Below are 22,046 nucleotides of genomic sequence, written 5' to 3' on the forward strand. Positions count from 1 at the left end.
CAATCCTTCCTGCAGGATCACCGATCCTGTGGGAGCTGGCTTGCCAGCGATGGGATCAACCCGGGCTTTCAGACAACCCGTGGTGACGCCATCGCTGGCAAGCCAGCTCCCACATGGATCGAGTACACATAGAAAGATTGCGTCGCTCGAAACTTCTCTGCTCAAAAGGACATGCACCATGCGTATCGTCGTAGCGTTGGGCGGTAACGCCCTGCTCCGCCGTGGTGAGCCGATGACCGCTGACAACCAGCGCGCCAACATCCGCATCGCCACCGAGCAAATCGCCAAGATCCATCCCGGCAACCAACTGGTCATCGCCCACGGCAATGGCCCGCAAGTCGGCCTGCTATCGCTGCAAGCAGCGGCCTATACCTCCGTCACCCCTTACCCGCTGGACGTGCTCGGTGCCGAAACCGAAGGCATGATCGGCTACATCATCGAACAGGAACTGGGCAACCTGCTGGACTTCGAAGTACCGTTCGCCACCCTGCTCACCCAGGTCGAAGTCGACGCCAATGACCCGGCCTTCAAGAACCCGACCAAACCGATCGGCCCGGTCTACGAGAAAGCCGAGGCAGAAAAACTTGCCGCCGAAAAAGGCTGGGCCATCGCTGCGGACGGCGACAAGTTCCGCCGTGTGGTCGCCAGTCCACGACCAAAACGCATCTTCGAAATCCGTCCGATCAAGTGGCTGCTGGACAAGGGCAGCATCGTCATCTGCGCCGGTGGCGGCGGGATTCCGACCATGTACGACGAAAACCGCAACCTCAAGGGCATCGAGGCGGTGATCGACAAGGACTTGTGCTCGTCGCTGCTGGCAGAACAGCTGGAGGCGGATTTGCTGGTGATTGCCACTGACGTCAACGCCGCGTTCATCGATTACGGCAAGCCGACGCAGAAAGCCATCGCCGAGGCCCACCCGGACGAACTCGAACGCCTGGGCTTCGCCGCGGGCTCCATGGGACCAAAGGTTCAGGCAGCCTGCGAATTCGCGCGCCATACTGGCAAGGTCGCGGTGATCGGTTCGCTGGCGGACATCGAAGCGATTGTCCAGGGCACAGCCGGTACGCGGATCAGCACGGCGAAACCCGGTATCACCTATCGATAATCAGAAACGCCGGGGGCAGGCCCAGGGTCTGCCCTTCTCCCATGCCTTGAAAGGAGAAATCCATGGCCCAGTTTGAACCTGGTCACTTGCACATTGAGCGGCACGCGTTGACCCCGGACGACGTCAGTTACAACGTGCACCTCGACTACGAGGTGTTCACCGATCCTCAGAAAGGCAGAGGCATCCAGTTCACGATGCATGGCAACCTTCAGGGCAAGGACATGAAAGAGACCTTCTTCCTGCCCAAAGAAGAGGCCTACAACTTTGCCAACAATGTGACGAAAATCGCCGAGAAGTACGGCATTCCCAAGACTCACAGCCAGATCGGCTCGGTTCACAAGCATTACGACATGATGTTTGAAGACATCCGCAAGCAGCTGGATATGAAATCCGGCGATCCGGTCAATCTTGAGCATTTTGAATAACCCGCACCCGCCACATTCCCCCTGTGGGAGCGAGCCTGCTCGCGAACGCCATCTGTCAGTCAACTTCTTCATTTCTGACACACCGCATTCGCGAGCAGGCTCGCTCCCACAAGGGAACTACGTAGCTCTGAAAATCGCCGTAAATTTCACCATTAGCCCGCCCCAAGGCATACTTGCCACCCTCCGCACTGCAGAACACTGAACCGCCCCCATGCGTATCCACGTCAGCTTCATCGACCGCGTCGGCATCACCCAGGAAGTACTGGCCATTCTCGGTGGGCGCAACCTTAATCTGGATGCCGTGGAGATGATCCCGCCGAACGTCTACATCGACGCCCCGACCCTGAGCCCGCAAGTGCTCGAAGAACTCAAAGATGCGCTGTTTCGCGTGCTCGGCGTGGAAGCGGTAACGGTGGTCGACATCCTCCCCGGCCAGCGTCGGCATCTGCAACTCGATGCGTTGCTCGCGGCGATGACCGACCCGGTGCTGGCCCTCGACAGTGCGGGCAAAGTGCTGCTGGCCAACCCGGCATTGATCGCGTTGTACGGGCGTGAGCCGGCGGGCGAAGGCGTCTCTGAGCTGTTCAACGATCCCGGTCTGCTGGAAACCCTGCTCGAGCACGGCTTTCGCCTGCCGCTACGCGAGATCACCGTCAACGGCCAGACGCTGTTGCTCGACGCTACGCCAATCACCGACGCTGGCGCCCTGCTCACGCTGTATCAACCGAACCGCATCGGCGAGCAGCTCTCGGCGTTGCACCACGACCACGCTGAAGGTTTCGACGCGCTGCTCGGCGAATCCCCGGCGATCCGCACCCTCAAGGCTCGTGCGCAGCGCGTTGCCGCCCTTGATGCGCCGTTGCTGATCCAAGGCGAAACCGGTACCGGTAAAGAACTGGTCGCCCGTGCCTGCCACGCGATCAGTGCGCGGCACAGTGCGCCATTCCTGGCACTGAACTGCGCAGCGCTGCCGGAGAACCTCGCCGAGAGCGAACTGTTCGGCTACGCCCCCGGCGCCTTCACTGGCGCGGCGCGTGGCGGCAAACCGGGGCTGATGGAACTGGCCAACCAAGGCACGGTATTTCTCGACGAGATCGGCGAGATGTCACCGTACTTGCAGGCCAAATTGCTGCGTTTTCTCAACGATGGCAGCTTCCGTCGGGTCGGCGGTGACCGTGAGGTGAAGGTCAACGTGCGAATTCTCAGCGCGACCCACCGCGACCTGGAAAAAATGGTCAGCGAAGGTTCGTTTCGCGAAGACCTGTTCTACCGCCTTAACGTGCTCAATGTTGAGGTGCCGCCGCTGCGCGAACGCGGTCAGGACATTCTGTTGCTGGCGCGTTATTTCATGCAGCAGGCGTGTGCGCAGATTCAGCGCCCGGTCTGCCGCCTCGCACCCGGCACTTACCCGGCACTGCTCGGCAATCGCTGGCCGGGCAACGTGCGGCAGCTGCAGAACGTGATCTTCCGCGCTGCCGCGATCTGCGAGAGCAGCCTGGTCGACATCGGCGACCTCGACATCGCCGGCACGTCCGTTGCGCGCCAGGCCGACAGTGACGTCGACAGCCTTGAACAAGCGGTCGAAGGCTTCGAGAAATCGCTGCTGGAAAAACTCTACGCCAGCTACCCCTCGACCCGCCAACTGGCCAGCCGCCTGCAAACGTCGCACACCGCCATCGCCCATCGTTTGCGCAAGTACGGCATCCCTAACAAACCCTGAAAACACCGCATACCTGTGGGAGCTGGCTTGCCAGCGATGACGTCGGCATGGCCACGATTGAGGGTGACTGATCCACCGCAATCGCTGGCAAGCCAGCTCCCACAGGGAATGTGACGGATTCGAAATCCGTTCAAAAACGACCTCCATCTGTACTGAAAGCGCTACAGCGGAACGATATCGCTACACCCTCCTCCCGTCACCGCTGTGCAAGGCTTTGATCCCGTTCAGCTTTTTTCCTCGCCTCATGCTGTAGCGATTTCGCTACACGCGCATCTTCAGCTCTGCCGCCAAAAATCAATAAGCCATTGTTTTATATAGATAAATTTACATTGGCCGCGATCTTGCTAATTAATTCCTCATAAATAAGGGCTTCCCGGCCCAAGCCTTCCACCGCGTCCACCAGACGAGTCTGGTCCCTGAGGAGTTTCCATGAGCGAGTTGCGTTTTACTGAAGATCACGAATGGCTGCGCGCCGAAGCTGACGGTAGCGTTACTGTCGGCATCACCGCTTTCGCGCAGAACGCCTTGGGCGACGTGGTATTCGTGCAACTGCCTGAACTGCAGGCTTACGAAAAAGGCGCCGAAGCCGCCACCGTCGAATCGGTGAAAGCTGCCAGCGGCGTGTACATGCCCCTCGACGGCGACGTGCTGGAAGTGAACCCGGCGCTGGAAGACAGCCCTGAACTGGTCAACGAAGATCCACTGGGCCAAGGCTGGTTCTTCCGCTTCAAACCAAGCGACGCCGCCGCTGTCGGCAAACTGCTTGATCAAGACGCTTACGACCGTCTGATCAAAGCCCAAGCCGAAGCCTGAGGAGAGCCGACATGACACAAGTAAACCTGGGCACCGCCAACGAATTCATCGCCCGTCACATCGGCCCGCGCGCCGGTGACGAGCAAGCCATGCTCAACAGCCTCGGCTTCGACTCGCTCGAAGCCCTGAGCGCCAGCGTCATCCCGGAAAGCATCAAGGGCACCAGCGTGCTCGGCATGGACGATGGCCTGAGCGAGGCCGATGCACTGGCCATGATCAAGGGCATCGCCGGCAAGAACCAGCTGTTCAAGACCTACATCGGCCAGGGCTATTACAACTGCCACACGCCGTCGCCGATCCTGCGCAACCTTCTGGAAAACCCGGCCTGGTACACCGCTTACACCCCGTACCAGCCAGAAATTTCCCAGGGCCGTCTCGAAGCGCTGCTGAACTTCCAGACCCTGATCAGCGACCTCACCGGCCTGCCGATCGCCAACGCCTCCCTGCTCGACGAAGCGACTGCCGCTGCCGAAGCGATGACCTTCTGCAAACGCCTGAGCAAGAACAAGGGCAGCCACCAATTCTTCGCCTCGATCCACAGCCACCCGCAAACCCTCGACGTGCTGCGCACCCGTGCCGAGCCGTTGGGCATTGAAGTGGTCGTGGGCGATGAGCACGCATTGACCGATGTAACGCCATTCTTCGGCGCATTGCTGCAATACCCGGCCAGCAACGGTGATGTGTTCGACTACCGCGAACTGACCGAGCGCTTCCACGCCGCCAACGCCTTGGTTGCCGTAGCCGCCGACCTGCTCGCCCTGACCCTGCTGACCGCCCCGGGCGAGTTCGGCGCTGACGTTGCCATCGGTTCCGCACAACGCTTCGGCGTGCCGCTGGGCTTTGGTGGCCCGCACGCGGCTTACTTCTCCACCAAAGATGCGTTCAAGCGCGACATGCCGGGCCGTCTGGTCGGCGTTTCGGTTGACCGTTTCGGCAAGCCTGCCCTGCGCCTGGCGATGCAGACCCGCGAGCAACACATCCGCCGCGAGAAAGCCACGTCCAACATCTGCACCGCGCAAGTGCTGCTGGCCAACATCGCCAGCATGTACGCCGTGTATCACGGCCCGAAAGGCCTGACGCAGATCGCCAACCGCATCCATCACCTGACCGCGATTCTGGCCAAGGGCCTGACTGCGCTGGGTCTGAATGTCGAGCAGGAAAGCTTCTTCGACACCCTGACAGTGGCTACCGGCGCGCAAACCGCTGCGCTGCACGACAAGGCTCACGCCCAGCAGATCAACCTGCGCGTCATTGACGCCCAGCGTCTGGGTCTGTCGGTTGACGAAACCACCGCTGAGGCTGATATCGAAACCCTGTGGAGCGTCTTCGCCGACGGCAAAACCCTGCCGGACTTCGCCGCCCTCGCCGCCACCGTGCAGAGCACCATTCCTGCTGCGCTGGTACGCCAGTCGCCGATCCTCAGCCACCCGGTGTTCAACCGTTATCACTCCGAAACCGAGCTGATGCGCTACCTGCGCAAACTGGCGGACAAGGACCTGGCACTGGATCGCACCATGATCCCGCTGGGCTCGTGCACCATGAAACTCAACGCCGCCAGCGAAATGATCCCGGTGACCTGGGCCGAGTTCGGCGCCCTGCACCCGTTCGCACCAGCCGCACAAAGTGCCGGTTATCAGCAACTGACCGATGAACTGGAAGCAATGCTCTGCGCCGCCACCGGTTATGACTCGATCTCGCTGCAACCGAACGCCGGTTCGCAAGGTGAATACGCAGGTCTGCTGGCGATCCGCGCCTATCACCAGAGCCGTGGCGATGACCGTCGCGACATCTGCCTGATCCCGTCATCCGCCCACGGCACCAACCCGGCTACTGCCAACATGGCCGGCATGCGCGTGGTCGTGACCGCGTGCGATGCTCGTGGCAACGTCGACATCGAAGACCTGCGCGCCAAAGCCATCGAGCACCGCGATCATCTCGCCGCGCTGATGATCACTTACCCGTCGACCCACGGCGTGTTCGAAGAAGGCATCCGCGAAATCTGCGGGATCATTCATGACAACGGCGGTCAGGTGTACATCGACGGCGCCAACATGAACGCGATGGTCGGCCTCTGCGCGCCAGGCAAGTTCGGCGGCGACGTGTCGCACCTGAACCTGCACAAAACCTTCTGCATTCCCCACGGCGGTGGCGGCCCGGGCGTCGGCCCGATCGGCGTCAAATCGCACCTGACGCCATTCCTGCCAGGCCACGGCCAGATGGAACGCAAGGAAGGCGCGGTCTGCGCGGCACCGTTCGGCAGCGCAAGCATTTTGCCGATCACCTGGATGTACATCCGCATGATGGGCGGCGCCGGTCTGAAGCGCGCTTCGCAACTGGCGATCCTCAATGCCAACTACATTTCCCGTCGCCTCGAAGAGCACTACCCAGTGCTGTACACCGGCAGCAACGGTCTGGTGGCGCACGAATGCATCCTCGACCTGCGTCCGCTGAAAGACAGCAGCGGCATCAGCGTTGATGACGTCGCCAAGCGTCTGATCGACTTCGGCTTCCACGCCCCGACCATGTCGTTCCCGGTGGCCGGCACGCTGATGATCGAACCGACCGAAAGCGAATCCAGGGAAGAACTCGACCGCTTCTGCGACGCCATGATCCGCATCCGCGAAGAAATCCGCGCAGTGGAAAACGGCACGCTGGACAAGGAAGACAACCCGCTGAAAAACGCTCCGCACACCGCAGCGGAACTGGTCGGCGAGTGGACTCACCCATACAGCCGCGAGCAAGCCGTTTACCCGGTGGCCTCGTTGATCGAAGGCAAATACTGGCCACCGGTCGGTCGCGTCGACAACGTGTTCGGCGACCGCAACCTGGTTTGCGCCTGCCCGTCGATCGAAAGCTACGCTTAAGGAAAGCAGCTGCGAGCTTTGAGCTACAAGCTGCAAGTAAGGGCTGATCTGCTTTTTACTTGCGGCTTGTGTCTAATTGCTTGCACCGCGCCTTGAACATGAGCTGCAAGGAAAATCCGATCCGCTTTTACTTGCAGCTTGCAGCTCGCAGCTAGCAACTGCTCCGCAGGAGCCCCTATGTCATTAAGCGTGTTCGACCTGTTCAAGATTGGCATCGGCCCCTCCAGCTCCCACACCGTCGGCCCGATGCGCGCAGCTGCGCGCTTCGCGGAGGGTTTGCGTCGTGAAAACCTGCTGACTGCTACCGCCAGCGTTCGCGTCGAGTTGTACGGTTCTCTCGGCGCCACCGGCAAAGGTCACGGCAGCGACAAAGCCGTGCTGCTAGGCCTCGAAGGTGAACACCCCGACACCGTTGATACCGAAACCGTCGCCGCGCGTTTACAGGAAATTCGCAGCAACGCACGCCTGAATCTGCTCGGCGAACACAGCATTGCGTTCAACGAGAAAGAGCACCTGGCGATGATCCGCAAGCCGCTGGCCTATCACCCCAACGGCATGATCTTCCGTGCGTTCGACGCGGCGGGGATTCAGATCCGCAGCCGCGAGTACTACTCGGTCGGCGGAGGTTTTGTTGTCGACGAGGACGCGGCCGGTGCCGACCGCATTGTCGAAGATGTCACCCCACTGACGTTCCCCTTCAAAAGCGCCAAGGACTTGCTCGCTCATTGCAGCACGTATGGCCTGTCGATCAGCCAGGTGATGCTGACCAACGAAAGCGCCTGGCGTCCGGAGGCGGAAACCCGCGCCGGTCTGCTGAAAATCTGGCAAGTAATGCAGGATTGCGTGGACGCCGGCTGCCGCAACGAGGGCATTTTGCCGGGAGGGTTGAAGGTCAAACGCCGTGCGGCGGCGCTGCATCGGCAACTGTGCAAAAACCCGGAATCCGCGCTGCGTGATCCGCTGTCGGTACTCGACTGGGTCAACCTCTACGCGCTGGCCGTCAACGAAGAAAACGCCAATGGCGGGCGCGTAGTGACCGCGCCTACAAACGGCGCAGCGGGGATCATCCCGGCGGTGCTGCACTACTACATTCGCTTTATTCCCGGTGCAAATGACGACGGCGTTGTGCGTTTTCTGCTCACGGCGGCGGCAATCGGCATTCTGTACAAGGAAAACGCCTCGATCTCCGGCGCCGAAGTCGGTTGTCAGGGCGAGGTCGGCGTGGCTTGTTCGATGGCGGCGGGTGCGTTGTGTGAAGTCCTCGGCGGCAGCGTGCAGCAAGTCGAAAACGCTGCGGAAATCGGCATGGAACACAACCTCGGCCTGACCTGTGACCCGATTGGCGGGCTGGTTCAAGTGCCGTGCATCGAGCGCAACGCGATGGGCTCGGTGAAAGCGATCAATGCGGTGCGCATGGCACTGCGGGGTGACGGAAAACACTTCGTCTCTCTCGACAAGGTCATCCGCACCATGCGCCAGACCGGCGCTGACATGAAAAGCAAATACAAAGAGACCGCCCGCGGTGGTCTGGCGGTCAACATTATCGAATGCTGATTGACGTCGTCTCCGTCAGCAGAAAGTGAATTTGATGTCCTCTTCCTTTGGAAGAGGATCGTACTTAGCCCCCTCTCCCTCCGGGAGAGGGCTGGGGTGAGGGGCTTTTGATCCTGACCCGTTATTCAAGGAGCCACGCATGTCCACCGAACAACTGTCGAAAACCCCGCTGCACGCCCTGCACATCGAACTCGGCGCCCGTATGGTGCCGTTCGCCGGCTACGACATGCCGGTGCAATACCCCCTCGGCGTGATGAAAGAGCACCAGCACACCCGCGAGCAGGCCGGGCTGTTCGATGTCTCGCACATGGGCCAGATCCACCTGACCGGCGCGAATGCCGCCAAAGCCCTGGAAACCCTGGTGCCGGTAGACATCATCGACCTGCCGCTGGGCATGCAGCGTTACGCGATGTTCACCAACGAGCACGGCGGCATTCTCGATGACCTGATGGTTGCCAACCTCGGCAATGATGAACTGTTCCTGGTGGTTAACGCCGCGTGCAAGGATCAGGACCTGGCGCATCTGCAAAAACACATTGGCGATCAGTGCACCATTACGGCGCTGTTCGAGGAGCGCGCACTGCTCGCGCTGCAAGGTCCTGCGGCGGTAACAGCACTGGCGCGTCTTGCTCCGGAAGTGGCGAAGATGACCTTCATGCAATTCAACCGCGTGCAGCTACTCGGCGTGGATTGCTTCGTCAGCCGTTCCGGTTACACCGGTGAAGACGGTTTCGAAATCTCGGTGCCGGCCGCCGACGCAGAAAAACTCGCCCGCGCCCTGCTCGCCGAACCTGAAGTAGCGGCCATCGGCCTCGGCGCTCGCGATTCGTTGCGCCTGGAGGCCGGTCTGTGCCTGTACGGCCACGACATGAACACCGAAACCACGCCCGTCGAAGCCAGCCTGCTGTGGGCGATGTCCAAGCCACGCCGCGCCGATGGCGCACGGGCCGGCGGTTTCCCGGGGGCAGAACCTATCTTCGCCCAACAACAAAATGGCGTCGCACGCAAACGCGTCGGCCTGCTGCCGCAGGAACGCACGCCTGTGCGCGAAGGCGCGGAAATCGTCAACGAAGCCGGCGACATCATCGGTAGCGTATGCAGTGGCGGCTTCGGTCCGACGCTGGGCGGGCCATTGGCAATGGGTTACCTCGACAGTGCTTATGTCTCGCTAGATACGCCCGTGTGGGCAATCGTTCGTGGGAAAAAGGTGCAAATGCTTGTAAGCAAAATGCCATTTGTTCCACAACGCTACTACCGTGGTTGATTGACTGTTTCTATAAGTAACGCGATTGCGTTATGCGTGCACTAATGTGTAACGCAATCGCCATAAAACAGTGCAGTTCCTAACAACCGATTCGAATATGAACTTTACTTATAACCTTCGAAAACATTTGAACAAGCTAATCGTCTAAGCCCGCACTAGTGGATTGACTAAGTGCCATCAAGCGCAGCAAAACCGGGCCTGCAAGGGGCTTGTTTTTTCTCCAGTAGTTGGCGTAGAGTTCCACCACTGTGTTTGCATGGGTCAGCTTGGAATCGTGACCTGGGCAGTAGCCTACAAGTTAGCTACATCCCGTTCGACGTCTTCTTACTCTCCTGCAACCAGCCCCAGTACTCTTTCATGAGAAAGAGGCTGTCATTAATTTATTGCGTCAAAGGAAATAAGAAATGTCCACACGTCAGAGCGGTACCGTCAAGTGGTTTAACGACGAGAAAGGTTTTGGTTTTATCACTCCAGAAAGCGGTCCGGATCTGTTCGTGCATTTCCGCGCCATTCAGGGCAACGGCTTCAAGAGCCTGAAAGAAGGCCAGAAAGTGACCTTCGTTGCGGTGCAAGGCCAAAAAGGCATGCAGGCTGACGAAGTACAAGCAGAAGCCTGATCTGTCTAACAAAAAAGCCCCTGATATTGATATCAGGGGCTTTTTTGTGCGCGCGAATCCGTAAAATGGCAATTCCTTAAAGCGTCCAGAGGCTGCCATGTCGAAAAACCTGCTCACTCCCCAGGGCGATTTTCCTGCCGTTGGCCTCGGCCGTCGTCTGGCCGCGATGTTCTACGACTTTCTGTTGTGCACCGCCCTGCTGATTGTGACCGGCTTCGTTTACAAGCTCATCCAGGGTTTGATCATCGGTGAAGAACGCCTGCGGGTGATGACCGACGCCGGACAGCTCGACGGTGATCCGTTGTACTCGACCGTGCTGCTGTTGGTGTTGTTTGGATTCTTCGCCAAGTTCTGGACCCATGGTGGGCAGACGCTGGGCATGCAGGTGTGGGGCATTCGTGTGCAGAACGCCAATGGCACCGCAATCAGCCTGTGGCAGGCGTTGCTGCGGTTTATGGTGTCGATTGCGTCGTGGTTGTGCGTGGGGCTGGGTTTCTTCTGGTCGCTGTACGACAAGCAGAAACGCACGTGGCATGACATCTACTCGGACACCTGCGTGGTGCGGGTTCCGAAGAAGACCAAGTAACTCTTCACACCACAAACCAATGTGGGAGCGAGCCTGCTCGCGAAGGCGGTGTATCAGTCAATGTTCAAGTCGACTGATACACCGCCTTCGCGAGCAGGCTCGCTCCCACAGGTTTTGTGTTCTGCTTATAGATCTCAGGCGTTACCGGCCAGCTTCATCCGCGCCGCCTGGGTGAAATCCAGCATCCGCTTCAAAGGTCGAATCGCCTGCGGAATCAACGCCGGATCAACAAATATCTCGTTCGTCCCTTCCTTCAAGCTCTTGAGCGTACGCTCAAGGGTATTCATGGCCATCCACGGACAATGTGCGCAACTGCGGCACGCGGCGCCGTTACCGGCGGTTGGCGCCTCGATGAAGACCTTGTCCGGGCACAGCTGCTGCATCTTGTAGAAGATGCCGCGGTCGGTGGCAACGATCAGGGTCTTGTTCGGCAGGGACTGCGCCGCGGCGATCAATTGACTGGTGGAGCCCACGGCATCTGCCAGTTCGATCACGGCAGTCGGCGATTCGGGGTGCACCAGAATGGCGGCGTCCGGGTACAAGGCCTTCATGTCTTCAAGCTGCTTGGACTTGAACTCCTCGTGGACGATGCAGGCTCCGTCCCACAGCAACATATCCGCGCCGGTCTTGCGCTGAATGTAGGTGCCCAGATGCTTGTCAGGCCCCCAGATGATGGTCTCGCCGTTGTCCATCAGGCTTTCGACGATTTCCAGCGCACAACTCGACGTCACCACCCAGTCGGCCCGGGCTTTGACGGCAGCGGAGGTGTTGGCGTAGACCACCACCGTGCGCTCCGGGTGCTGATCGCAGAACGCCGAGAATTCGTCAACCGGGCAACCCAGGTCCAGCGAGCACGTCGCTTCCAGGGTTGGCATCAGCACGCGTTTTTCCGGGTTGAGAATTTTGGCGGTCTCACCCATGAACTTTACGCCGGCGACTACCACGGTCTTGGCCGGATGGGCATTGCCGAAGCGGGCCATTTCCAGAGAGTCGGATACACAGCCACCGGTTTCTTCGGCCAAGGCCTGAATCACCGGATCGCAATAGAAGTGGGCAACCAGCACCGCGTCCTGAGCCTTGAGCTCGGCGGCGATGGCAGAACGGTAATAAGCCTCTTCCTCGGCAGTCAGCGGTTTGGGCTGTTTGGCATCGAGGTGGGCTTGAACCAGAAGGCGTTCGGAAATCTGCGTCATGTTCGCAAGACCTGCAGGCGCTTTCGCGCGAAAGTCGAGTATACACCCGGCTCCGGACCGCTTGAGGGTACCGCCGGGAGAGTGAGTTTTATCAGGCACGGACAGCGTTGAAGCTGCGCAAGGCTACAGAATATCCCGGGGATACAAAAGATGATTCTGACCTGCGTCAGCGCAACTTGCACTGGAACAACGCACGTCCAAATCACAGGCAAAAAAAAACCCGGAAATCCTCACTTGCGTGGGCCTTCCGGATTTTCTAAACCGCCAAAAATGGTGGGTCGTGTGGGATTCGAACCTACGACCAATTGGTTAAAAGCCAACTGCTCTACCAACTGAGCTAACGACCCGCTGTGTGGTGGCGCGTATAATACTGATTTTTAAGGACTATTCAACACCTTTTTGAAAATAATCAAAAATAAGGTGTTGGATCGCTCACGCCGGCCGCTGCGAAGCCTTCTGCGCGCAGGCGGCAGCTATCGCATTTACCGCAGGCACGGCCTTCATCATCGGCCTGATAGCAGGAAACAGTCAGCCCGTAATCAACGCCCAGCTTCACGCCCGCCTGGACGATCTGCGCCTTGCTCAGGTTCTGCAGCGGCGCCTGAATGCGGAAACCATCACCCTCGACGCCGGCCTTGGTCGCCAGATTGGCCATGCGCTCGAACGACTCGATGAACTCGGGACGGCAATCCGGATAGCCGGAGTAGTCCACCGCGTTCACACCGATGAAGATGTCGCGAGCGCCGAGCACTTCAGCCCAACCCAACGCCAGAGACAGGAACACCGTGTTGCGTGCCGGCACGTAAGTGACCGGGATGCCCTCGCCCAGCTCTTCAGGGATATCAATGCTGGTGTCGGTCAGTGCCGAGCCGCCCATGCCATTCAGGTTGATGCCGATCACCTTGTGCTCGACCACACCCAGGTCGCGAGCGACGCGCGCAGCGGCATGCAATTCAGCATGGGAGCGCTGGCCGTAATCGAAACTCATGGTGTAGCAGGCGTAGCCTTCAGCGCGGGCCATGGCCACGACCGTTGCCGAGTCCAGACCACCGGACAGCAGGATCACCGCACGTTTTTCGGTTGTGTTCAGTTGTTCAGTCATTTCAGCGCCCCGGCTCATCATTCCATAGATATTTATGCAGCTGCAGTTGCAACCGCACTGGCAGGTTGTCCGCCACCACCCAATCCGCCAGATCCCTTGCGTTGAGGTCATGGTGACTTGGAGAAAACAGAACTTCGCCGGCACGCCGGTCGAGCCCGTACTGGATCAGTTTGGACACCGCCCAGTCGTAGTCTTCCCGCGAGCAGATGACAAACTTCACCTGATCGTTGGGCGTCAGCATTTCGATATTTTCGTAAAGGTTGCGATGGGCTTCTTTCGAGCCCGGCGTCTTCAGATCAAGCACGCGACTGACGCGCGGATCGACCGCCGAAATGTCGAGAGCACCGCTGGTTTCCAGCGAGACCTCATAACCGGCATCACACAGCTGTTTGAGCAAGGGAATGGCGTTCGGCTGCGCCAACGGCTCACCGCCGGTGACACAGACGTAACGCGGACGAAATCCGGCCACTTGCTCGAGGATATCGTCGAGCGTGCGGACGGTGCCGCCGCTGAACGCGTAGGCACTGTCGCAGTATTGGCAACGCAATGGGCAACCGGTCAGGCGCACAAAAACAGTGGGCAGCCCGGCAGTCCGCGTTTCCCCCTGCAAAGAGTAGAAAACTTCGGTAATTCTCAATGTGTCTTGCATAGTCGCCACGGGCGTAACAGCTAAACAGGCTGTCCGCCTCCGTCAGGCACTTCAGGCAATCGCGCCAACGCGCGGACCACAAGAAGCGTGTTTCAGAAAAAGGGCGTGAATTCTAACGAAAAAACCCGCGACAGGCGCGGGTTTCTTCTAAACGGGTGCAGCACCTGAAAAGCTCAGGCTTACATGCGCTGCAAATCGCGTTGCGCCAACTGAGCGGCGGATGTACCCGGATATTGGGCCACCACCTGTTGCAGAATGCCTTTCACCTTGTCGGTGTGACCGAGGCGGCGCTCTACATCAGCCAGCTTGTACAGCGAATCCGGCACCTTGTTGTGCTTGGGATACAGCTGCGAAACCTTGGCGAAAGCCTGACCTGCACCTTGCAGATCACCCTTGGCCAGGTTCACTTCGCCCAACCAGTACTGGGCGTTGCCCGCGTACTGGCTGTTCGGGTATTTGCGCAGGAATGCCGAGAAAGCCTGGCTGGCCTTGTCGAAATCCTTGGCTTTGATCAGGTCGAAAGCGGCATCGTAATACAGCTTTTCCTTGGCCGGATCAGCCGGTTCGCTACCCGCAGCAGGTGCCTGGGCGGCAGCAGCCCCGGCGCCAGCGGCAGCACTTGCATCGCCACCGGCAGAAGAATTCTCAGGAGTCGCGGCAGGTGCAACACCGGATCCTATGCGTCGATCAAGATCCTGGTATCGCTCCAGGGATTCTTGCTTCATACGCGCAACCTGGTTCTGCAGTTCTTCAATCACACCTTGCTGGCGGGATATCTGATCCTGCATCTGTTGCAGTTGGTTAAACAGCATGCCTTGTGCCGAGGCAGGGGCCGAAGCCGCTCCCCCGGCATAGGCGCCGTTCGTACCGTAACCCGCAGGCGGATAACTGCTCCCGCTATTGTTATAACCGGAGTTGTCATCGACCACAGGAACCGCAGCCCACACCGCAAGCGGTGCGAGACTGAGAGCCAGAACAGTTACAGCACGACGGCACGTTCGCATATCGAATTACTTACGCAGTTCGACGCGACGGTTTTGAGCCCAGGACTGCTCGTCGTTGCCGGTAGCAACTGGACGCTCTTCGCCGTAGGAAACCAGTTCCAGCTGAGCTGGGGAAACACCTTGCAGTACCAGGTAGCGTTGAACGGCTTTCGCACGACGCTCGCCCAGTGCCATGTTGTACTCACGAGTACCACGTTCGTCGGTGTTGCCTTCCAGAACAACGCGAGCGCCGTTTGCTTTCAGGTCTTTGGCGTGAACGTCCAGAGCGCGCATGGCTTCTGGCTTCAGGTCCGAGCTGTCGTATTCGAAGTAGAAGGTGGTGATTGCGCGCAGAGCAGCTTCTTCGCTCAGGGAACCGTCAACGGCACCAGTGTTTGCGCCGTAACCAGCGTTTGGATCAACAGCGCCTTCACCGGCGTTGTCGCCGCCTTTGGACGAGCAACCTACAGCTACAGCCATGGCCAGAGCCAGCGCAGCAAATTTACCAAACTTCAGCATTTCCATCGTGAAACTCCTAATGAACCCCAGTGTGTTAAGTAAAACGTGTAGCGCCCGCTCACTTCAGGTAAGGGGACCAGGACGGTTCTCTGACTTCGCCTTGAGCGGTAGGAAGCGGGAGCCTAACGCGTCCATTAATGGACACGAGCATCAAGACTCCCCGGCCCTGCTGGCGGGTGGCGTAGATTACCATGGTGCCGTTGGGTGCAACAGTGGGTGACTCGTCCAGAGTGCTATCAGTGAGGATCTTTACACTACCTCGCTGCAAATCCTGGGCTGCCACCTTGAAATTGGTGAAACCATCCTGGCGATGGATCATCACCAGCGTCTTTTCATCTGCCGAAAGTTTCGGGTTGGCGTTGTAGTTACCTACGAACGTCACACGCTCGGCACCACCGCCACTGGCGCTGGTTTTGTAGATTTGTGGCTTGCCGCCGCGGTCCGAGGTGAAGTAGATGGTCGAACCATCCTTGCCCCAGTACGGTTCGGTGTTGATGCCTGGGCCCGCTGTTACACGATTGATCTGACGCGTAGCCAGGTTCATCACGTAGATATCCGGGTTACCGTCTTTAGACAACACGAACGCCAGACGATCACCATTCGGCGACCAGGCCGGTGCGCCGTTCAGGCCTTCGAAGTTGGTGATCTGCTCACGACGACCCGTGTCGATGTTCTGCATGAAGATACGTGGACGCTTCTGCTCGAACGACACGTAAGCGATGCGCTTGCCATCCGGTGCGAAACGCGGCGACAGGATCGGCTCGCGCGATTGCAACAGAGTCACGGCGCGAGCACCGTCATAGTCCGAACGCTGCAAGGTGTAACGGGTGTTCTTCTCGGAGAAGCGTTCAGCCGTCACGTACAGCAGGCGGGTCGAAAACGCGCCCTGGATACCGGTGAGTTTCTCGAACGACTGGTCAGAGATGTAGTGCGCCATATCGCGCAACTGCTCCGTAGTACCGGAAACACTGCCGTCAGCCACTTTCTGCTCGGTGGCTACGTTGAACAGTGCCCATTGCACCTGCAGACGACCGCCCGCTGGGGCGAGGCTGCCGACCATCATGTATTGAGCACCTACCGCCTTCCAGTCACGGAAGATGATTTCGCTCGCCTGGCTTGGCTGGCTGATCATGTTTTGCTTTGGAATCGGCGAGTAGTAGCCCGAGTTACGCAAATCGTTACCAATGATTTCAGCCATGTCGTCCGGCAGGACGGCGCCGCCCTGCAAACCGAACGGTACGACGGCGATCGGAGTAGCCCGATCGCTGCCGCTGGTGACCAGAATGTTCTTTTCATCAGCCATCGCGATCCCTGCCATGCAGCAGATCACGACCAGCATTCCTCGAAGAAGGTTTCTCACAAGGCTAGATCCTCAGGTGTGAATGTCATCTTGAATGAACGATACGGAGCGAAATCGCTCGGCTTCATTCCCTGCATTTCTGTCAAACGTCCAATATTCTTGACCGCCGCTACTGCCGAAGCATCGAACGGACCATCGCCACTGGATTTGGACACGCTGACCGAAGTCACCGTACCGTCCGGCAACATGCCGATTTGCAACACGACCGTCATGCCTTTGCGTGCCGAAGGTGGACGAGCCCAGCCTTCCGCTGCCCGCGCACGAATCAGGTCATCGAAACTGCCCGCGACTTCGTCACCCTGTTCATCGGCCAAGGCCTGCTGACGCTGCGGCGTGTCGGAAAGCAAATCTGCCAAGGCCTGAGCCTTTTTGTCTTCGGCAGATTTACGTGCCGCTTCCTGCGCTTTCTTCTTCGCAGCATCGGCAGCAGCTTTCTTCTTCGCTTCGTCGGCGATTTTCTTCTTCGCCTCTTCAGCTTCAGACTTCTTCTTGGCGTCTTCGGCGGCTTTCTTCTTCGCGTCTTCGACGATCTTTTTCTTCGCTTCTTCAGCGGCCGCTTTCTTGGCCTCTTCTTCAGCAGCCTTTTTGGCTTCTTCTTCAGATTTCTTCTTGGCTATATCAGCCAATTGTTTCTCTTCTGCCTTCTTGGCTTCGGCGGTCTTCTTCGCGTCATCGGCTTTTTTGGCTTCATCAGCCTTTTTCGCCTCGTCCGCTTTTTTCGACTCGTCGGCCTTCTTGGCTTCCTCGGCCTTTTGAGCCGCTTCTTCTTTCTTTTGTTCCGCAGCTTTCACCGCTTCCTGCTCGACCTTTTTCTGTTCCATCTGCTCGACTTCAGTCTGGCGCGCGGCGGATTTCTTCGCCTCACCCGCAATCTTCTGATTGGTCTGGGTGGTTGCCTGACTTTTCGATTTCAGCTGGTACAGGGTCGCCTGGACAATCGGCTTGGCCGGCGGCAGCTCTGGTGTAAAGGCGAAACTGACGAACAGCATGCCGAACACCAGCACGTGCAGGACAATCGCCAGAACACTAGGCCAGAAGTAGCTTTCCGAGGCAGACGGCTCTCGCAGTGGCTGCATCAGGGGGCCTCGGTAATCAAACCAACGTTACCGACCCCGGCTTTCTGCAATCCGCCCATGGCGCCCATGACGGAACCATAGTCGACGGTTTTGTCGCCGCGGATGAAGACCTGGGTACGCTTGCCGCCTTCGGTACCGGCGCGAATGATCTTGGTCACCGCGTCGGTCATCTGCGGCAGGGTCATGGCCCTGTCCTGTTGCTTCTCGGTGTCGACTTCGCTGCCAAGGTTCCAGTAATAGGTCTTGTCAGCCTTGATCGAAATGGTCAGGACCTGGGTGTTGTTGTCCTGCGGCAAGGCTTCGCTGGAAACCTTGGGCAGATCAACTTTCACGCCCTGATTGAGCATCGGCGCGGTCACCATGAAAATGACCAGCAGTACCAGCATCACGTCGATGTAAGGCACCACGTTCATCTCGGCGACCGGCTTGCGCTTTTTGCGAGCTCGAGCGATTAAAGCCATTGGAAATTACCTGCTTATTCTTCGCTGGTGTGCACTTTGCGGTGCAGGATCGCCTGGAATTCATCGGCGAAGGTGTAGTAACGGCCCAGCAGGGTTTCGCTGCGAGCAGCAAAACGGTTGTAAGCGATTACTGCAGGGATTGCCGCAAACAGGCCGATCGCCGTGGCGATCAGTGCTTCGGCGATACCCGGAGCCACGGTGGCCAGGGTCGCTTGCTGGGCGCTGGCCAGACCGCGGAAGGAGTTCATGATGCCCCATACGGTACCGAACAGACCAATATACGGGCTGACCGAACCCACAGTGGCGAGGAACGGCAAGCTTTGCTCCAGTTTCTCTTCTTCGCGGGAGATGGCCACACGCATGGCGCGAGCCACGCCTTCCATTACCGCTTCAGGATCGACACCTGGCTGCTGGCGCAGACGGGAGAACTCTTTGAAACCGGCGCGGAAGATTTGCTCGACGCCCGAATCCGGATCAGGGTTGCTGCCGGCCTGACGGTACAGTTTGGACAAATCGATACCCGACCAGAAGCGCTCTTCGAAGCTCTCCAGGGCGCGTCGACCGGCACGCAGCAGGTTGCTGCGCTGAAAGATCATGATCCATGAGGTCACCGATGCGGCCACCAGAGTCAACATTACCAACTGCACCACGATGCTGGCATTGCTGACCAGGCTCCACATGGAGGAATGGTCGACGACGTTAGCTTCCACGCTTTATCTCCTGCTTTGAGTGTTTACCCGGGCCGACCGCGTCGGCGAAAGCCGCACGCAAGTCTTCGGGAAGGGCCCGGGGTTTCAAACTGTTAGTGCGCACACAGGCCACCAAAAACTGCCCTTCACAGAGCAGCACATTATCCGTTGCCCGCCTGACCTGCTGTTTGAAACGCAGGCTGGCACGGTTCAATTCGATTACTTCAGCACTTACCAGAAGCTCGTCGTCCAGTCGCGCCGGCGCGTGGTAACGCGCTTCGCTGGAGTGCACGACAAACAACAGATCCTCCCCGGCAAGCTGCGATTGGGCAAAGCCCAGTTCGCGGAGCCGCTCGGTTCGAGCCCGTTCCATAAACTTGAGGTAATTAACGTAATACACGATGCCGCCCGCATCGGTGTCCTCGTAATAAACGCGACAACGATGTGCGAACGGCTCAAGCCCGTTTTGCGCGCGCATACTCTAGTGCTTACTCCTCATGTTGCCAATCCGGCCAGACAACTGTTTTTCGTTGTTTCAGGGCTTTATCGCAAAAGTACCGTCCTCTGACAGTACAAACCCTGAATAAATCGACAACAAATGTGTATTAATCGTCCACGGCATCGAGAAACTCGTCTACCACGGGCGTCTCACCCATTCGTGACGGAATGTTTAAACCGAAATGCAGATACGCATGCCGTGTCACTACCCTGCCCCGTGGCGTGCGCATGATGTAGCCCTGCTGGATCAGATACGGCTCCAGCACGTCTTCAATCGTGTGGCGTTCTTCACTGATGGCCGCTGCAAGGCTGTCGATACCGACGGGCCCACCATCGAACTTCTCGATCATGGTCAACAGCAGGCGCCGATCCTGATGATCGAAACCATGCTCGTCGACATCCAGCAGGTTCAACGCCAGATCCGCCACCGCTTTGGTGATGTGGCCCTTGGCGCGCACTTCAGCGAAATCGCGCACACGGCGCAGCAATCGATTGGCAATTCGCGGTGTGCCACGGGCACGTCGAGCGATTTCGAAGGCGCCCTCCGGGTCCAGGGGCAAACCAAGAATATTCGCCGAACGACTGACAATCGTCGACAGATCCGCGGTGCTGTAGAACTCAAGACGCTGGACGATACCGAAGCGGTCACGCAACGGGTTGGTCAGCATGCCTGCACGAGTCGTCGCACCGACCAGGGTGAACGGCGGCAGGTCGAGTTTGATCGAGCGTGCTGCCGGCCCTTCACCGATCATGATGTCGAGCTGGAAATCTTCCATCGCCGGGTACAAGACTTCTTCGACGATCGGCGACAGACGATGGATTTCATCGATGAACAGCACGTCATGCGGCTCAAGATTGGTCAGCAATGCCGCCAGATCACCCGGACGCTCCAGGACCGGCCCCGAGGTGCTCTTGATCGACACGCCCATTTCCTGGGCGATGATGTTGGCCAGCGTGGTTTTACCCAGCCCCGGCGGGCCGAAGATCAACGTGTGATCAAGCGATTCGCTACGGCCACGAGCAGCCTGGATGAACAGTTCCATCTGCTCGCGCACGGTCGGCTGGCCAATGTAGTCAGCCAGACTGACCGGGCGAATGGCGCGATCCTGGATTTCTTCGCGCTCGCGCGGAATGTGCGCAGCGGCGATCAGACGATCAGCTTCAATCACTTAAATCATTCCCTTCAGGGCGCGGCGGATCATGTCTTCACTGCTCAAATTCTTGTCCTTGATGGCCGAAATTGCCTTGCTCGCTTCCTGCGGCTTGTAACCCAGGGAAATCAACGCGCTGACCGCATCGTTCTCGGCGGTATTGACCGGCGCCGGGCCGTCCGGCTGGTTTGGCACCAGGGCGAACATGGCCGGCGAGGTTTCCCAGGCCTTGAAGCGATCCTTCAGCTCGACGAGCAAACGCTCGGCGGTTTTCTTGCCGACGCCCGGCACCTTGGTCAGCGCCGACGTGTCCTGGGACTGCACACAGCGGACCAGTTCATCGACTTCCAGGCTCGACATCAATGCCAGGGCCAATTTCGGCCCGACACCATTGAGACGGATCAACTCGCGAAAAAAGTCTCGCTCACGCTTGCCGGCGAAACCATAGAGTAACTGCGCGTCTTCGCGTACGACCAAGTGCGTGTGCAGGGTCAGCGGTTCACCGACCGGCGGCAGGCGATAGAGGGTGGTCATGGGCACTTCCAGCTCATACCCGAGGCCATTTACATCGAGAATCAGGTGCGGCGGCTGTTTCTCAGCCAGGGTGCCGCGCAAGCGTCCAATCACGTTTCAGATCCTTGAGCGTTGGCCAGCCGTGGGCTGGCGACTGACGGAAAGCGTGCTTCAGGCCGACGACCCAGGCGCGAAACCCGCATTCCGGAAAATTTGATTGCTGATGCTATCAGAGACGCAGGCGCCCGCCACGACTGCGTGCCGCTCCCAAGCCATGCGGCAGCAGACTGGAACGAGTGTGAGCGTGGCAAATGGCAATGGCCAGGGCGTCCGAAGCATCGATTTGCGGTTTGCTGGTCAACTTCAGCATGTGCATGACCATCATTTGCACCTGCTCTTTATTCGCCGCGCCCGTGCCGACCACTGCTTGTTTGACCTGGGTGGCCGTGTACTCGGCAATTTCCAGACTTTCTTCGGCACCGGCAACAATCGCCGCGCCACGGGCCTGCCCGAGTTTGAGCGCCGAGTCGGCGTTTTTCGCCATGAACACTTTTTCGATGCCCATGGTGACCGGGCCGTAGGTCTGAATGATTTCACGCACGCCGCGATAGACGATTTGCAGTCGTTCATGCAGCTCGCCAGCGCCGGTGCGGATGCAACCAGAGGCGACGTAGATGCAGCCGCCACGTCCGGTATCGCGAACAATGCCGTAACCGGTGATGCGCGAACCGGGGTCGATACCAAGAATTAAAGTCATAACGCCTGCGGGTTCGGAAAAAGCACGAAATTCGGTACAACAAATAACAAATGTGGGAGCTGGCTTGCCAGCGATGACGGAGTGTCAGACCACATCATTTTCTGATGTGCCGACGCCATCGCTGGCAAGCCAGCTCCCACATGA

22 protein-coding genes and 1 tRNA gene are annotated in these 22,046 nt (G+C 58.8%); 9 read left to right on the top strand and 14 right to left on the bottom strand.

Features of this window, described 5'->3' with window-relative positions; genetic code table 11:
- The first annotated feature begins 178 nt into the window (after positions 1 to 178).
- From arcC to AB4P97_RS16765, 9 genes are all read left to right on the top strand, one after another.
- Positions 179 to 1,108 (top strand): carbamate kinase, encoded by a 930-nt coding sequence (gene arcC / locus AB4P97_RS16725; RefSeq protein ID WP_042560623.1) that lies wholly within the window; start codon positions 179 to 181, stop codon positions 1,106 to 1,108.
- A gap of 62 nt (positions 1,109 to 1,170) precedes the next feature.
- The gene (locus AB4P97_RS16730; RefSeq protein ID WP_042560624.1) at positions 1,171 to 1,533 is read left to right on the top strand and encodes a DUF5064 family protein; all 363 of its coding nucleotides are present in this window, start codon (positions 1,171 to 1,173) and stop codon (positions 1,531 to 1,533) included.
- A 211-nt stretch (positions 1,534 to 1,744) separates the two neighbouring features.
- Complete coding sequence (locus AB4P97_RS16735) at positions 1,745 to 3,253, top strand: sigma-54-dependent transcriptional regulator (RefSeq protein WP_047302747.1); 1,509 nt, start codon at positions 1,745 to 1,747, stop codon at positions 3,251 to 3,253.
- 429 nt (positions 3,254 to 3,682) lie between these two features.
- Positions 3,683 to 4,066: a glycine cleavage system protein GcvH gene (gene gcvH / locus AB4P97_RS16740; protein WP_042560627.1), complete on the top strand. Its 384-nt coding sequence runs from the start codon at positions 3,683 to 3,685 to the stop codon at positions 4,064 to 4,066.
- Positions 4,067 to 4,077: 11 nt separating this feature from the next.
- Positions 4,078 to 6,930: an aminomethyl-transferring glycine dehydrogenase gene (gene gcvP / locus AB4P97_RS16745; protein WP_395601367.1), complete on the top strand. Its 2,853-nt coding sequence runs from the start codon at positions 4,078 to 4,080 to the stop codon at positions 6,928 to 6,930.
- Between the two features lie 177 nt (positions 6,931 to 7,107).
- A complete protein-coding gene (locus tag AB4P97_RS16750; RefSeq protein ID WP_042560629.1) occupies positions 7,108 to 8,484 on the top strand; it encodes an L-serine ammonia-lyase in 1,377 nt (458 codons plus the stop codon).
- Positions 8,485 to 8,623: 139 nt separating this feature from the next.
- A complete protein-coding gene (gcvT, locus tag AB4P97_RS16755) occupies positions 8,624 to 9,748 on the top strand; it encodes a glycine cleavage system aminomethyltransferase GcvT (protein WP_395601368.1) in 1,125 nt (374 codons plus the stop codon).
- A 404-nt stretch (positions 9,749 to 10,152) separates the two neighbouring features.
- Positions 10,153 to 10,365, top strand: a complete 213-nt coding sequence (locus AB4P97_RS16760) for a cold-shock protein (RefSeq protein WP_003227496.1) — start codon at positions 10,153 to 10,155, stop codon at positions 10,363 to 10,365.
- Between the two features lie 97 nt (positions 10,366 to 10,462).
- Positions 10,463 to 10,951, top strand: a complete 489-nt coding sequence (locus AB4P97_RS16765) for an RDD family protein (protein ID WP_042560631.1) — start codon at positions 10,463 to 10,465, stop codon at positions 10,949 to 10,951.
- 134 nt (positions 10,952 to 11,085) lie between these two features.
- Here AB4P97_RS16765 and nadA read toward each other — a convergent pair whose 3' ends face one another.
- The 14 genes from nadA to ruvC form a co-directional block, all read right to left on the bottom strand.
- Complete coding sequence (gene nadA, locus AB4P97_RS16770; RefSeq protein ID WP_042560632.1) at positions 11,086 to 12,144, bottom strand: quinolinate synthase NadA; 1,059 nt, start codon at positions 12,142 to 12,144, stop codon at positions 11,086 to 11,088.
- A 271-nt stretch (positions 12,145 to 12,415) separates the two neighbouring features.
- Positions 12,416 to 12,491 (bottom strand) — tRNA-Lys (locus tag AB4P97_RS16775).
- Positions 12,492 to 12,553: 62 nt separating this feature from the next.
- On the bottom strand, positions 12,554 to 13,246 hold the full coding sequence (queC, locus tag AB4P97_RS16780) for a 7-cyano-7-deazaguanine synthase QueC (RefSeq protein WP_042560633.1): 693 nt from the start codon (positions 13,244 to 13,246) through the stop codon (positions 12,554 to 12,556).
- 1 nt (position 13,247) lies between these two features.
- On the bottom strand, positions 13,248 to 13,895 hold the full coding sequence (queE, locus tag AB4P97_RS16785; protein WP_395601369.1) for a 7-carboxy-7-deazaguanine synthase QueE: 648 nt from the start codon (positions 13,893 to 13,895) through the stop codon (positions 13,248 to 13,250).
- 179 nt (positions 13,896 to 14,074) lie between these two features.
- Positions 14,075 to 14,899 carry a tol-pal system protein YbgF gene (gene ybgF / locus AB4P97_RS16790; protein WP_042560635.1) on the bottom strand — a complete coding sequence of 275 codons (825 nt, stop codon included), beginning with the start codon at positions 14,897 to 14,899 and terminating at the stop codon, positions 14,075 to 14,077.
- Between the two features lie 6 nt (positions 14,900 to 14,905).
- On the bottom strand, positions 14,906 to 15,403 hold the full coding sequence (pal, locus tag AB4P97_RS16795) for a peptidoglycan-associated lipoprotein Pal (protein ID WP_003178634.1): 498 nt from the start codon (positions 15,401 to 15,403) through the stop codon (positions 14,906 to 14,908).
- Between the two features lie 52 nt (positions 15,404 to 15,455).
- Positions 15,456 to 16,736 carry a Tol-Pal system beta propeller repeat protein TolB gene (gene tolB / locus AB4P97_RS16800; RefSeq protein WP_395602954.1) on the bottom strand — a complete coding sequence of 427 codons (1,281 nt, stop codon included), beginning with the start codon at positions 16,734 to 16,736 and terminating at the stop codon, positions 15,456 to 15,458.
- A 17-nt stretch (positions 16,737 to 16,753) separates the two neighbouring features.
- Entirely contained in the window at positions 16,754 to 17,833 is a 1,080-nt protein-coding gene (gene tolA / locus AB4P97_RS16805) for a cell envelope integrity protein TolA (RefSeq protein ID WP_042560636.1), read from the bottom strand.
- On the bottom strand, positions 17,833 to 18,285 hold the full coding sequence (gene tolR, locus AB4P97_RS16810; protein WP_161806672.1) for a protein TolR: 453 nt from the start codon (positions 18,283 to 18,285) through the stop codon (positions 17,833 to 17,835). The genes tolA and tolR overlap by 1 nt, the downstream gene beginning before the upstream one ends.
- Positions 18,286 to 18,308: 23 nt before the next feature.
- Positions 18,309 to 19,004 carry a protein TolQ gene (gene tolQ, locus AB4P97_RS16815; protein ID WP_008080223.1) on the bottom strand — a complete coding sequence of 232 codons (696 nt, stop codon included), beginning with the start codon at positions 19,002 to 19,004 and terminating at the stop codon, positions 18,309 to 18,311.
- A complete protein-coding gene (gene ybgC / locus AB4P97_RS16820; RefSeq protein ID WP_042560637.1) occupies positions 18,994 to 19,461 on the bottom strand; it encodes a tol-pal system-associated acyl-CoA thioesterase in 468 nt (155 codons plus the stop codon). The genes tolQ and ybgC overlap by 11 nt, the downstream gene beginning before the upstream one ends.
- Positions 19,462 to 19,588: 127 nt before the next feature.
- A complete protein-coding gene (ruvB, locus tag AB4P97_RS16825) occupies positions 19,589 to 20,650 on the bottom strand; it encodes a Holliday junction branch migration DNA helicase RuvB (RefSeq protein WP_200612307.1) in 1,062 nt (353 codons plus the stop codon).
- Positions 20,651 to 21,259, bottom strand: a complete 609-nt coding sequence (ruvA, locus tag AB4P97_RS16830) for a Holliday junction branch migration protein RuvA (protein ID WP_042560639.1) — start codon at positions 21,257 to 21,259, stop codon at positions 20,651 to 20,653.
- A gap of 115 nt (positions 21,260 to 21,374) precedes the next feature.
- On the bottom strand, positions 21,375 to 21,902 hold the full coding sequence (gene ruvC / locus AB4P97_RS16835) for a crossover junction endodeoxyribonuclease RuvC (RefSeq protein ID WP_007912737.1): 528 nt from the start codon (positions 21,900 to 21,902) through the stop codon (positions 21,375 to 21,377).
- Between the last annotated feature and the right edge of the window lie 144 nt (positions 21,903 to 22,046).

The sequence above is a fragment of the Pseudomonas sp. A1230 genome, from assembly GCF_044218825.1.
Lineage (GTDB): Bacteria > Pseudomonadota > Gammaproteobacteria > Pseudomonadales > Pseudomonadaceae > Aquipseudomonas > Aquipseudomonas iridis.

What these genes read in the sequence shown, in the direction of transcription:
- ruvC (WP_007912737.1), bottom strand. Translation starts at nt 21,902, where the DNA reads ATGACTTTAATTCTTGGTATCGACCCCGGTTCGCGCATCACCGGTTAC.
- AB4P97_RS16735 (WP_047302747.1), top strand. Translation starts at nt 1,745, where the DNA reads ATGCGTATCCACGTCAGCTTCATCGACCGCGTCGGCATCACCCAGGAA.
- queC (WP_042560633.1), bottom strand. Translation starts at nt 13,246, where the DNA reads ATGACTGAACAACTGAACACAACCGAAAAACGTGCGGTGATCCTGCTG.
- tolA (WP_042560636.1), bottom strand. Translation starts at nt 17,833, where the DNA reads ATGCAGCCACTGCGAGAGCCGTCTGCCTCGGAAAGCTACTTCTGGCCT.
- ybgF (WP_042560635.1), bottom strand. Translation starts at nt 14,899, where the DNA reads ATGCGAACGTGCCGTCGTGCTGTAACTGTTCTGGCTCTCAGTCTCGCA.
- gcvP (WP_395601367.1), top strand. Translation starts at nt 4,078, where the DNA reads ATGACACAAGTAAACCTGGGCACCGCCAACGAATTCATCGCCCGTCAC.
- AB4P97_RS16765 (WP_042560631.1), top strand. Translation starts at nt 10,463, where the DNA reads ATGTCGAAAAACCTGCTCACTCCCCAGGGCGATTTTCCTGCCGTTGGC.
- AB4P97_RS16730 (WP_042560624.1), top strand. Translation starts at nt 1,171, where the DNA reads ATGGCCCAGTTTGAACCTGGTCACTTGCACATTGAGCGGCACGCGTTG.
- ybgC (WP_042560637.1), bottom strand. Translation starts at nt 19,461, where the DNA reads ATGCGCGCGCAAAACGGGCTTGAGCCGTTCGCACATCGTTGTCGCGTT.
- arcC (WP_042560623.1), top strand. Translation starts at nt 179, where the DNA reads ATGCGTATCGTCGTAGCGTTGGGCGGTAACGCCCTGCTCCGCCGTGGT.
- tolB (WP_395602954.1), bottom strand. Translation starts at nt 16,736, where the DNA reads ATGCTGGTCGTGATCTGCTGCATGGCAGGGATCGCGATGGCTGATGAA.
- gcvT (WP_395601368.1), top strand. Translation starts at nt 8,624, where the DNA reads ATGTCCACCGAACAACTGTCGAAAACCCCGCTGCACGCCCTGCACATC.
- gcvH (WP_042560627.1), top strand. Translation starts at nt 3,683, where the DNA reads ATGAGCGAGTTGCGTTTTACTGAAGATCACGAATGGCTGCGCGCCGAA.
- AB4P97_RS16760 (WP_003227496.1), top strand. Translation starts at nt 10,153, where the DNA reads ATGTCCACACGTCAGAGCGGTACCGTCAAGTGGTTTAACGACGAGAAA.
- queE (WP_395601369.1), bottom strand. Translation starts at nt 13,895, where the DNA reads ATGCAAGACACATTGAGAATTACCGAAGTTTTCTACTCTTTGCAGGGG.
- nadA (WP_042560632.1), bottom strand. Translation starts at nt 12,144, where the DNA reads ATGACGCAGATTTCCGAACGCCTTCTGGTTCAAGCCCACCTCGATGCC.
- pal (WP_003178634.1), bottom strand. Translation starts at nt 15,403, where the DNA reads ATGGAAATGCTGAAGTTTGGTAAATTTGCTGCGCTGGCTCTGGCCATG.
- AB4P97_RS16750 (WP_042560629.1), top strand. Translation starts at nt 7,108, where the DNA reads ATGTCATTAAGCGTGTTCGACCTGTTCAAGATTGGCATCGGCCCCTCC.